This window comes from Candidatus Bealeia paramacronuclearis, from assembly GCF_035607555.1.
Taxonomy (GTDB): domain Bacteria; phylum Pseudomonadota; class Alphaproteobacteria; order UBA9655; family UBA9655; genus Bealeia; species Bealeia paramacronuclearis.
Genome location: NZ_JAVHWZ010000009.1, coordinates 1 through 12353, shown reverse-complemented (window position 1 = coordinate 12353; position 12353 = coordinate 1). Strand labels below are relative to the sequence as shown.

Sequence of the window (12353 nt, the reverse complement as noted above, 5' to 3'; positions counted from 1 at the left end):
TCTTATTCAAGTTAGATGGAGTTTAAAATTATGGTCTTTGTTTTTTTTAGACCTTGAATAAAACTTCAGGGCTTTCCTGATGAAGCGCCCCTCATTAATTAGTAAAGGCAAGCGCACTTCAACGGCGGCCACTGAGAAGGGGATAATCAATTATAGAGGAATTTCAACCAAAAGATACATCTGGCATGATTCCTTAAACTTTAAATGTGATGAGATTCTTGACTCAATTTCAAATCTAAATTAGAAGTTTTCTTGACATTATCAAATGCCCGAAAATCACATCGTTGATTTTATAAAAATATCATATTCATATTCGTATTCGATTCCTATTGAATCTATATAATCACTTTGACAAATAGGCTCATTTGGTGAGTTTTTTGAAGCTTTCAAGGATCTTCGGGCATCATGGGGCGATAAGAAATCCCTGTGTATTGGATCTCAAGGCAGCCTTGGGTGTTTGCACGGATACCATCGATGTCTGATAGGAAATTTGTGTAACTGAGACAGGCTTTATTCTTTAGGTACCAAACTTACGCTATTGGCATTCAAATTATCTCATGCGTGAGTCATTTGAGGACTTGGCATAAAGTGTGTCCAAAGTCGTTCAGTGGCTAAAGGTCAATGAGTCTTAAGGCCTAAATGCCGCATCAAAACCATAATACGATCGCGGAGATGGCCACTCATCTCACCGCAAGGGAGTTGATCTCTTTCATTTTGGATTTGATATTGGAATGCCCGGTTTTCCACATGGGACGCCGCCGCAGATTTGATCATATCAAACCTTGGCTGGCGACATCGCCAATAACGTCCCGGATAGTTTTGGTGCCTTGGCAGCGCTAAGTTGTCACCAAATAATCCGCCTTGGCTATATGCCTAAGCGATCGCCATCTCCATCAAAGGCTACCTTGGCTTTTGGCACATTTTGATCGAGAAGTCTAACCTGGTTTGGGTGATGGTTGGGGATGATTGATCTCGGTAATTATGAGTTTACCAAGGTAATCGTTTGACGAGTTTTAGGAACTCGACTCACCATTTCCGCTCCCAAAGATTTTAAGTTGAGGATCAATTGATCTGAATGCGATCAGGAAACTGCTTGAATATGCAGTCAACCCCTGATTGCCGAAACGAGAATTTGTCAAATTGTGTCTTTCATAAAAGGTCTTGGCGGATTTAAATCCATTGTGATGGTGATTGTGGAGCTTGACCATAATGCTTGTCGCTTTATATGCCACCGAAATAAGCGAGTGTGTATGCCTAATCTAAAAACATGAAGGCCTTGTAGCCTCTTCGACCATCGAGGGGGGCGGGTGAGTTATCTGGTCCTATGACGATGGATTTCACCGGATTCGTACGATTTGCTAAAACTTATTAAAAGATAAGCATCATCATCAAAGTTTTGATAAATGCCAGCAATATGTATTCTTTTAAAATAATGGGATGAAATTTGTGTGACAGTAGGCAGCAACTCAGATTGGTGATGAAGCGAGCATCATTTCCGACCGAATATAATCAGACCCTGCGCATTGATTTCTCGGCAAGATGTTTCTTAAATCAATTAACAACGGCGCACGCATGCGTTTGGAAAGACTTGCCAATTGAGGCCTCGGAATTGATTCCACTGTTAAAAATAAGAACGGCATCCATCTTGAATGCCAAGACTCAATGTTTCGGACCATTACATTTCAAGTTGCTTGCGTGTCTACGGAATCAAAAGCTGAAATAAGATTCCTTCTTGAAGCCTGGAATAATGTCAACTGGGAACTTCCGCATATCGTCCGTATTGGGTTTGAAAGTCACGCCTAAACGGCAATTGTTTAAGGTCATCTTTAAAGATTTCAAAATTTTGGAAACCATGCGCTTTGCGGTGGCCTGACTACAGATTCAACAATGGCATGGGGCATTATGAAATTGAGCTTTGAACCAGGGCCAGTGTATCTTTAAAACAAGATCCGCCATAGCCGGACCCTGCATGTAGAAATCTTCCCGATGGCACATCAAGACAATCCCTCGGGAGATATCTTGAACATTGGCACCCACTTTTTCTGAATCTGCGATCTCATTATGAAGGCAATTTTGGTGCAAAATCCGTTGGCCGTACTTAATCAGTTCTGCCTCTCAAAATTCGTGAAGAGGGAGGGGTTTCCAGAAGAAGAGGGACGATAGGGCTCTTAAAACGTCCGCTTTAGCATCTTCCGCACCGGTATCTGATCGGGCGCTGAAATCATCAATGGCAGATTCACGAAATTCAGGATTGGAAACCAGCAAAATTTCAAGATCAGGACATTCTTTCAGACGTTTTGAATACCGACCTGTGCCGACAGGAACGTAGGGATTTCGACAATGAAACGCACGATTTGGTAAGGGTTTTGGCATTCATCGATGGCTTCATAAACATAAGTTAAATCTGCGTGCCCCTCGCGCGAAGGAGTACAACTGCAATATGCCTCGAAAGCCTCATGAAGAACTTTTGAGATCGTGTAAAATGAAGTCCCGCATCAATATTCTTTTTAAAGGTTTTCAAGGTGAGCTCATAAATGATTAGCCTTTTTTTATGCCTCAATTTGCCCATCTATCAAACGCGACGGAAAACCAAAATCAGAAAACATGTTCCAGAGACAAGATACCCCGCCAATCATAGAATTTTCATACGGCAACCTTTTGTTGATAATGAGTCTTTGCGTGTGATAACGAAATCATTCGGCCAACATAGCGAGGGTGGCTTCTAGCATGCTTTTGGTCCACAATCAAAGCGCGTGCCTTCAAAAAGAAGACCTGAGTTATCACACAGATTGTGGGTCGCATCTGTAGCTGATTTCGCTTTACCGGGTCTAGCTGTGGTGTCATCATCACGTCAAAAGATGAATATACTTAATGACTGCATATCGAGAAGACTAATTGTTTTACAAGCCTTTTAAAAATGCAGTTATAGTTGAAACGTCAAGATTATATTTGCTGACGCTTGCTCAACTTCATCGAGGATCATAGACCTTGATGGGATAAGCTCAATCATTTGCTTTAAAGGTGTTTGGCTTTTAATGAGATCATCGGCCAAAAGACGCAAATGGTTCGCCTTCATCGATCAATGCGCAACAAAGCGTGCCTGACCAATGTGCTGACGGACATAACTGATTTGCCCAGGACCTGGAACGAGGAACTTCTTAGCTCTCAAGTTTCCCCATCTTCTGCGTTCTTCAAGCTCCAAGAATGGTAAATGATCTTCAATGGCTGTTTTCCACGGCCGTTACAAAAATAGTTGTCAATCCCGAGGCCAAACTTTCAAGCACTCTTCCATTAAGATCGATGAGGCGAACCATTTTGCGGTCATTGGCAGATTATTAAAAGCAAAACACCGGTTTAAAGCATATGATTGAAATATCCCCATCAAGGGTCTGTTAACGCGTGATGGAAGTGCCTGAGCAAGACGTCAGCAAATATGGAATCTTTGAGTTTCGAAGATTGGTTTTCATTGGAAAAGGTTTGTGAAAAACTATTAAAATCGATATGCTCATTAGCCGCTAATCTATCTTTGACGTGAAGCCTCAAGACAAGAACTTTTAAAGACGGTAAATTCCATTACAGAATTCGCACAATTCAAGAGATCTTCTCTGGAGTTCTTTTTGAAGGCACGCGCTTTGGTGTGAAGCAAAGAAGCACAAGAAACGCAGTTTGGACCGAAATGATCGTTATCACACGCAAAGACTCATTAATTTAACAAAAGGCTGCCGTATGAAAATTGCTATGATTGGAACGGGGTATGTGCCTTGTCTCTGGAACATTTTTGCTGATTTGGCACGTCGTGTTTGGATAAGATGTGGGCAAAATTGAGGCATTAAAAAGACGTAATACCCATTTATGACTACCCCAAACCTTGGAAAAAGATATTGATGCGGGATCTTCATTTTACGACGGATCTAAAAGTGCTTCATGATACATTTTTATTCGGTTGTCTTCTCGGGGCGAGGGCATGCAGATTTAACTTATGTTTACCACGAGAGATTCAAACCTTACCAAAGTGCGTTATCATTACCAATCCAGTTCCTGTCCACAGGTCGAAATTCAAAAACGTCCTGAAGAACAGTCTGATTTGGAAATTTCGTTGCCTCAATCCTGAATTTTTAAAGGCTCTGCCATTTTGATTTCATGCCCGGATCTAGCGGTGCGGAGATGTAAACGCGCGACGTTTTAAGAGCCCTTTATCGTTTTTCGAATCTTCTTCACGGTGCACAGCAGAACTGATTAAGTGCGCCACGGTTTGGCCCAAAATTGCTTCTTAAGAGTCGCAGATTCTGTGAAAAAAGTGGGCCAATGTTCAATATTCCCGAGGAGGATTGCGCATCGGGAAGCATTTCACATGCAGGTCCTGGCTACTGGCGATCTTGTTTTCCAAAGATACACTGTGGTTCAAACAGTTACCGAATGCCTGACATTGTTGAATGAGTCGATCAACAAAACCGAGCCAGTCCAAGAATTTTAGAATCAAAGTGACCTAAAACAAAAATTCCGCACTACGGAATATGCGGAAGCCAGTTTGACCATTATTCCAGTTCAAAAAGAAGGAATCATCACTTGATTGAATGACTGAAGCGAAAGCAACTTGAAAATGGTGGTCGAACAGTTGAATGCTTCTTCAGAGCATGCCGTTCTTATTTTAACGAGTGGAATCAATTGGGAGCCTCAATTGGCATCTTTCAACGCATGCGTGCGCCGTTGTTATTATTTAAGCATCTATAAACCAAGAAATCAATGCGCAGGATTACAGATTATATTTCGGTCGGAGATCCGACCTATTTCACACTTCAATCTGATTGCGCCTAATGTCACACAAATTTCATCATTTTTAAAAGATATGATATCGGGCATTTATCGGAAACCTAATGATGATGCTTATCTTTAGGTCAAGTTTACAAATCGCCCCACGCAATGCGGTGGAAAATCCATCGTCACCTTGGACGGCAGGATAAAACTCACCGCCTCTGTCGAAGGATTGCCAGAGGCTTCATGTTTTTTGATTATGCACTCGCATCGGGAGCATCATTTGAAAGACAGCTATGGTCTGAGCTCAATCCCCCAATCAGGTTGCCGCTCCAAGACCGGCTTTATGGAAAAGACATCAAGCTTTGACAAATCTCTCGCCTTTCCGGCAATCAGGGGAATTATGAAGACTGCGATATTCGAAAGCCTATTTAGATGCGATACACAGACCTCTTTGATCCTCAACTTAAAATCATTTGGGATCCGGAAATTGCAGTGGCGAGATTCTTGAAAAACTCGTCACGATTGCCCCGCCATACTCTTACGTCAATGGCGAATCCCAACCTAAGTGCGTTGATTTATTCCAAAAATGTGGCCGAAAATCGGCCCACATTGGTATTGCCTTTGAGGAGATGGGATCTTACGCTATTGAGGCAAAGGGCGGATTATTTAGGGGACAACTTTACGCTTTCACAAGGCACCCTCAAAACCATCGGAGACGATTATTCGATGTCAAAGCGAAGCGGTCGATATAGTCAAATCTGGGCAGCGTTCTGTGGAAAACCGGGCATTCTTCAAATCCAAAATGTAGAGTCAACCTCCTTTGGGCTGAGATGAGTGATTTCTTTCGAGTTTATGGTTTTGATGACGGCATTTATGCGGCCTTAAGACTCATTACTTGTGAGCCACTCGGGAACGACTTTGACACACTTTATGACCGTTCCAAATGCACGAACGCCTGAGATACTTTGAATGTGCCAATGAGCGTTTTTTGGTACCTGAAGAAATTAAGCCCGTCTCAGCACAAATTTATTAGAATCGATGGATCCGCATGCACCCCACTGGTGGCTTTGAGGGTCCAATACAGGATGTCCTTTCGCCCTTTGTGAGTCTGCCTCTGAAATGGCCTGAAAGTCTCAAAAAACCTCACCAAAGCTTCATTAAAAGTGATTATAAGGTAAATCTTGTACGAATCACCACGATATGAATATGATATTTTTCAACGATAGTGATTTTGGGATCAAGAGGCATTCATAATTTGTCTCAAGAAATTCCTATTTAGATTTAATCAAAGAGATATTTCGTTCATATATATACATTCACTTCCAGTTTAATGTTTTTGAAAAAGGCGACATCAATGGCTTCAGATGTTCAATCTTCTTTGTGAAAGTCTATATAAATCGTAGAGGAACCTCCACGGGGCAAGCCGTGGTATCTCGCCGATACTGAAGCTTTAAGTTCAGAGTTTGCCTCAATCACTAATTATAGGCGTATATGGGACAAGCCCCATGTTTTAGTAGAAAACAATTTTCCTGGCTTCAATAAGACCATTGAATTGAGGATGAGGGAAATATACTGGAAAGTCCGAAAGCAGATGATCAAAATGCTTTTTTAAATCGTGAACAAGAAGCGTAAGAACAGTCAACTTATCCAAGCTTTAGCTATCGACTAGGTTAAACAAATATGGAAAAGGAAGATCTCTATGGCCCAATGGACGACCAGTCAATTTACTGAAGCGTTGATTTTGCAGGCTTGGCACAGCTTAAGCGATGGAAAAGCCTTGATTCGGTTGGACTTTATCATCACGGTTAAAGGTGCCTGATCATAGACGCTCTGTCTTCATACGATCAGCACCTTGGAAGCCTCCTTGCAATGTCATATCAACTAGCAAGGATTAAGTGATAGTATCCCAAGGCGATTATGATGCTGACGCATCAATCAGCGACGTCTCTGAAGAAATGGAATGGCTTATCGAAAGACAAGGATATGCTGTTGAAGGCAGGTAACCCTTTCCAGATCAGATGCCACATGGCTTAGAGAAACGCTAGGAACGCTTTGGTCAGAGCCAGGAGGACTTGATAGGTTCACGTGCCTGCGCATGCTCTGGTGAGTTGGAAGAGGTTGAAAGCGTCGATAGGCTTTATGGAGACATATTAAGCCAGGAACAAGACTTGCTATCTATTAAGAAGGGATTTTGGAGAAAGCGAAAATGCACCCTTGGCAAAGTATTTAACCGATGATTTCGAAGATTTTTGGTCAGAGTTGCTTGGGATCACACGAGCATCTATTTACAAACACACCAAGTTGGACAAATGGCCTAAAAGATAGCCGCACAACTCTTAAGAATACAAATAAGGTTGCTATGGATAAATCAGGCGAGTAGTGGTATTTGAGCAAAGACGACGAAAATTCATCCCTCAATAAAAAACTCAAATCTGGGACTGTGGAATTTATTTTATCATTTTACTCCAAACCAGGCCTCAAGTAGAAATCTAAAACTGATGGAGGCCTGATGAGGTCGGTTCATAAAATCATAGCTTTATGCAATGCGTACAAGGTGTTGGAGTATAAACAGACGACAGCGTGAGGCTTGGAAAAACTCAAATTTGAAAACGTTGGATCAGCCAAGACATTGCGGGTCCAATTTCGCCACAGGAAGGATTAACAGTCCCCCAAAAACACGATCTCAACAACCATAAGGAGGCAGAACTTCAGTGGTGCGCCGCAAAATCCCCCTTGGCAAAGTAAATCGCCAATCTCAAGCGAGAATTGGAGTGGCCGTATGACCTCCTCAGTTGTGCAAAAATCACCCTTCAAAGGACAATTTAAAACCATGCAAATTGACTCCAAATTATACGATGACGTTGAGCGTTCATTGACCATAGCAGTCGCAAATGGCGAACACTTCCAGGCTTGAAAGGCTCATTTCTAGCGAGTGTTATGCTTATGCCGGCTCAAGCGCCAACGCTTCTTGTAGATTTGTAGGCCCTTTAAATCATCCATTCAAGTTGAAAGATCATTTATGGCGAATTTAGGCTTGCAGATGAATTCCGCTGATTTTCTCCCAAAGCCCACTTACAGGCGGCGTTGAGCGGGAAATCGAAATTCCGGGAGAATTCACCAGAACAACCTCCTGGTGTTCCCAAGCTTCTATGCGCTTTGAGCTTCTCCAAGCTGTTCAAGTAAATTCTTATGGCCATCGGCCAAAGGCTATCCTTTGCACTATATTCATCTCATATTCTCGAGGCTCTTGGTTCATTGTGCTCCTACATAAGACTTTAATGTTTATGCTATTTAATGAATGTCATATAGGTTTTATTTTTATAGGTGTTAAATAGCTATTTCTGCGCTCTTCGTTCGATGTTTTGCTTAGGCGATGAAAAACTCAAAAATGACGAAAACTTGTCGTCCCAGTACCTCGCAAATTAATGTTGATTGCAACAGCCCACATGCTCTTTGAAGATTGGAAACAGAATCATGGCTTCACGGTGCTTCACTATTTGAACAGAGTGCTAGTTGCCAAAAGCCCAGAGACTCTTAGGTACTTGGCTGGCTGGTAAAGTCGACTGATATTCTCATATTGTCCCACTTTTTATAAAATTATACTTTTAAGGGACTCAAAAAGATGAGAGGAAGAATCTCTTAAACGCAATGTGTCGAATGATCAAAACTATTCATGATTTCTGAGACAATCTCGATTTGCGAAATGGCATACTGCTGAGCAATACTTGGGAAAACAAAGTTCTGAGCTAGAGGACATATTCTGTAATGCGGGCTCTGTATGTTTTGGTAAAGTAGAGTCCCCTTAATGGAAATAACGGTAGAAGATGTGCTCCAGGTTTGAGTTTAAAACGATGAAAGGAGCGTTCTAAGTCATGTTGAAGAAAGAGCCGTGGCAGGTACGTAATGTCATACTGCATGATTAGAGCTATCGAATACACCCTTGTGAGATATCAGGTCTAAATGGGTATTAAAAAAGAATGGCATGCACCTGGATGAAGAATGGCTCGCCGCGTACAAGAGCGGCTGATAAGTGATGTTGTCAATCTACAGCAAACCCCTTGGGTATCAAACAATGCTGGCGGCGGAATCATTCAAATATCATGACTTCCAAAACCTTCGGAAAATCACGGCTAGTAGTGATAGGGAGTCAGGAATACCTTTAACTTGGGTGAAGACAAAGATGCAAAGTGGCAGTGAATATCATAAGCTAATCTGGATTGACCTTTTGAAAAGCAGGCTATTTCCTTTAACTTAAAGACGCCATTAGTTTTGCTTATGGAGATTGGTCAAGATAAAACTAAATTCTCACAGAATCAATCATATCTTGTGCCGTGATGATTGAAGAACGGCTGCAGCGTATTTTTAAAGCCTGGGTGCTTGGGCAGGTATGAGATTCTATCCAGGAGCACTTTATATTCGTTGTAATATCATTAAGGTAGACCCTGATCCCCCCCTCAGGCTCGATAAAGTGGGTTGAATCATTTTGAATTTAAGGTAAATGCCACGGCCCTTTATTTTCCTCCAACATGCCTAACGCCCTGAAAGCAGCGTCATGCGTTTACTTTCAAAATGAGACATTTCTACCGTTTCATAGAGGGGGAACACATTCTAGACTATTTTCCCAAAAGACATGAAGAATAGAAACGCCCGCATTATCAGAAGAATGCCTTACAGCTCCAGAGAGTCTTCTTTTTTGTAAAACCCAAAAACGCCTTATCAATATTGCAGCGGTACTGCTACACCTGAGGAAATCTGGAAATTGTTCTGCCTCGTACTGAAACACAAATTGATTTAGATGTGGGGTGTTGTGGTGATGCGAGATCATTTATTCCTGGGCTTAAGAGATTCCATATCCTCGCAGATTCTATTTTGAGAAAAATTATAAGGCCTTAAAAGGGTAATTATTATCTATCCGCAATAATAATGGAAATGATCATGACTTTACTTCCAGGAGTATATTGAAGCCAGTTTTGGGTCCTCAAGAAAAGCCTTCTGGGCATTTTTCCCTGAAGCGCTAAAAGAACTTTATAGCACCGCGAAATTATAAGGGTGAATCATGCACCGCAAGCATAATATTGATCTTGGCTCAGATCTTTGTCATAAATTGAGCAAGGCTGCTCCATATCAACATTACCAGTTTGCTGAGGTACTGGGACGAAAATTTTTCTCACATTTTGAGTTCATCCTTCTCGCCTCAAAGACAAGGAAAACTGATACTGAGCGATGATGAAACGAAATAAGAGCAGTTTTTTCATGCACCATAAAAATAAAAACCTAATATGACATTCATTATATAATAGCATAACAAAATTAACAAGTCATTAATGAGGAGTTCATAACAAACAGACTCAAGAGGCCTGAGAATAAGAGTGAATATAGTGCAAGTGATGAGGCTCGCGGGGATGAGGCCAGATAAAATTTATATTTCTGGATTAGCGAGAGAGCTCAAAGCGCATAGAAGCTATGGAATCAGCCAGAGGTTTTGTTGGTTGTAAAATTCCTCCTAAATATTCGATTTCCTGCTCAACGCCAAGTGGGCTTTTGGGGCAGAACAATCAGCGAATTCTCTGCACAGGCTTCCTCAATTCCGCCATAAATTCAGATCTTCCTCAATCCTTGAATGGATTGAATTAAAGGGGACTGCTTTACAAACTTAAGCAAGAAGCGTTTCGCTTGAGCCTTGGCATGGGCATACACACTTGCATAGATAAATTTCGAGCCTCTTTCCAAGCCTGGAAGTGCTTGAAACAATACCATTTTGTGACTGTCATATGGTCAATCTGAACCTGCACCAAGCGTCACGTTTTATAACTTGAGTCCAAGGTTTTGCATGGCTTTTAGAAATTGTTCTTTTCTTTTGTTCTCAGGGCGGAGGGTGATTTTTCACAAGCCCCTTTGTTTTTGAGGAGGCTGTACATGCCGACGGTGCTTTCGCTCAGGATTTGCCCATGGTCTCGCTTGAGAATGATGGCGATTTTTCTTGCCATAGGTTCGGCGCACTCACCTGATTCTGCCGATAGACATCCAAGAGGTTGGAACTCCAAGCTGCTGTGTGATTTCCTTGTGTTTCGCAAATTCCATCCCATTGTCAAAAGTGACGGATTTTAAAAGGTTGTCAGGAAGACTTTTAAAGAAGCACAAGAGAGCAGCTATTGTCTCAGAGGCTGTTTTGCTTGCGAGCTTAATCGCAACAGTATAGCGTGTCACTCGTTCATGAACCACCAGCATGTGCTGTGAGTTTCCTCGAAAAGACATCAGGTCCGCTTCCCAGTGACCCACTTCTTTTCGAGCCTCCACGACCTCAGGCCTGTCATGAATAGAGGTGCGATCAGGTATACGCCCTCTATGGACTCTTTTCCGTCGCCCTCTACGCGCATGGCAGCAAGGAAGAAACTTATAAAGAAAGGCCATTGCATAATTAATAAAAATTCCAACTGAGGTCCTGAAAAGCTAATTTTTGAGTTTTTTAAATTGAGGGGGATGATATTTTTCTTCGTCTCTTTGTTCTTTTTTTGCTCAAATACTCACTTAACTCGCCTGATTTATCCATAAGCAACCTTATTTGTGGCCTTTAAGAGGTTAAAGGCTATGGCTTTTAGGGCCATTTGTCCTTGAACTTTGGGTGTTGTAAAATAGGATGCTCTCGTGAATTTGAATTTTCGTTTTAAGGTTCCAAATCCTTGTTCCACCCTATATCGAATCTTCGAAATCATCCGGTTAAATACTTTTTGCCAATGGGTTAAGGGCTTATTTCTTTTCGCTTTCTCCATCAACCCGTTCTTAATCCCCTTAGACCTCAGCAAGTCTTTGTTTCCTTGGGAAGCATACCCTTTGTCTCCATAAAGCCTCTTATCTCGACGCTTCTTCACAACCTCTTCCAACTCTCTCACTTCAGAGACATGCGCAGGCGTCACGTGAACCTGATCAATATATCCGTCCTCCTGGTCAATGACCATAAAGCCTTTGTACCCAAAATAGCTCCGTTTCCCCTTCTTAAGCCATGTGGCATCTGGATCTTTGGAAAGGGTTACCTGCTCTTCAACAGCATATTCCTTGTCTTCTTCACGATCAACAGCCATCCCCTCCATTTCTTTCCGAGGACGTGCCGCTGATTCGATAAGCGTCGCATCTATAATCGCTCCTTGGGATTCTTTCACTTTTAATCCCTTTTGTTCTAGTTGATAATTGATCATTGCAAGGAGGTATTCCCAAAGGTTTTGACTGATCAACAAGTTGCGAAATCGACAGAGCGTCGTATGATCAGGCACCTTTTCCAACCCCGTGATGACCATAAAGTCCAACCGAACCCTCAAGGCTTCTTCCAACCCCTCATCGCTTAAGCTATGCCAAGCCTGCAAAATCAACGCCTTCAGTAAATTGACTGGTACGTACCCATTGGGGCCATAGCCAGATCTTCCTAGTTTCCCCATATTTTGCTTTACACTCTCCCAGTCGATAAGGCTAAAAGCTTGGATAAGTTGACTGTTCTTTAAACGCTCTCTGGCTTCACGATTTAAAAAGGACATTTTCGATCACTCCTGCTTTTCGGACTTTCCTCAGTATATCCTTTCTCTCCTCATCCCTCAATTATGCAATGG

The 12353-nt window shown here is 42.0% G+C and carries 5 protein-coding genes and 1 pseudogene; 1 reads left to right on the top strand and 5 read right to left on the bottom strand.

Annotation, left to right across the window (positions count from 1 at the left end; all coding sequences use genetic code 11):
- Nucleotides 1–2115 precede the first annotated feature (2115 nt).
- A complete protein-coding gene (locus Bealeia2_RS10275) occupies nucleotides 2116–2373 on the bottom strand; it encodes a hypothetical protein (protein ID WP_331256919.1) in 258 nt (85 codons plus the stop codon).
- Between the two features lie 2928 nt (nucleotides 2374–5301).
- Here Bealeia2_RS10275 and Bealeia2_RS10270 point away from each other — a divergent pair.
- On the top strand, nucleotides 5302–5589 hold the full coding sequence (locus Bealeia2_RS10270; protein WP_331256918.1) for a hypothetical protein: 288 nt from the start codon (nucleotides 5302–5304) through the stop codon (nucleotides 5587–5589).
- Between the two features lie 4764 nt (nucleotides 5590–10353).
- Here the strand turns inward: Bealeia2_RS10270 and Bealeia2_RS10265 are convergent.
- The 4 genes and pseudogenes from Bealeia2_RS10265 to Bealeia2_RS10250 form a co-directional block, all read right to left on the bottom strand.
- Nucleotides 10354–10512, bottom strand: coding sequence for a hypothetical protein (locus Bealeia2_RS10265; protein ID WP_331256922.1), 159 nt, complete (start codon nucleotides 10510–10512; stop codon nucleotides 10354–10356).
- A gap of 80 nt (nucleotides 10513–10592) precedes the next feature.
- The gene (locus Bealeia2_RS10260; RefSeq protein ID WP_331256921.1) at nucleotides 10593–10742 is read right to left on the bottom strand and encodes a hypothetical protein; all 150 of its coding nucleotides are present in this window, start codon (nucleotides 10740–10742) and stop codon (nucleotides 10593–10595) included.
- Nucleotides 10743–10770: 28 nt separating this feature from the next.
- Nucleotides 10771–11157 (bottom strand): annotated as a pseudogene (locus Bealeia2_RS10255) (IS30 family transposase); the annotation flags it as partial.
- Between the two features lie 140 nt (nucleotides 11158–11297).
- On the bottom strand, nucleotides 11298–12281 hold the full coding sequence (locus Bealeia2_RS10250; RefSeq protein ID WP_331255236.1) for an IS5 family transposase: 984 nt from the start codon (nucleotides 12279–12281) through the stop codon (nucleotides 11298–11300).
- Nucleotides 12282–12353: the final 72 nt, after the last annotated feature.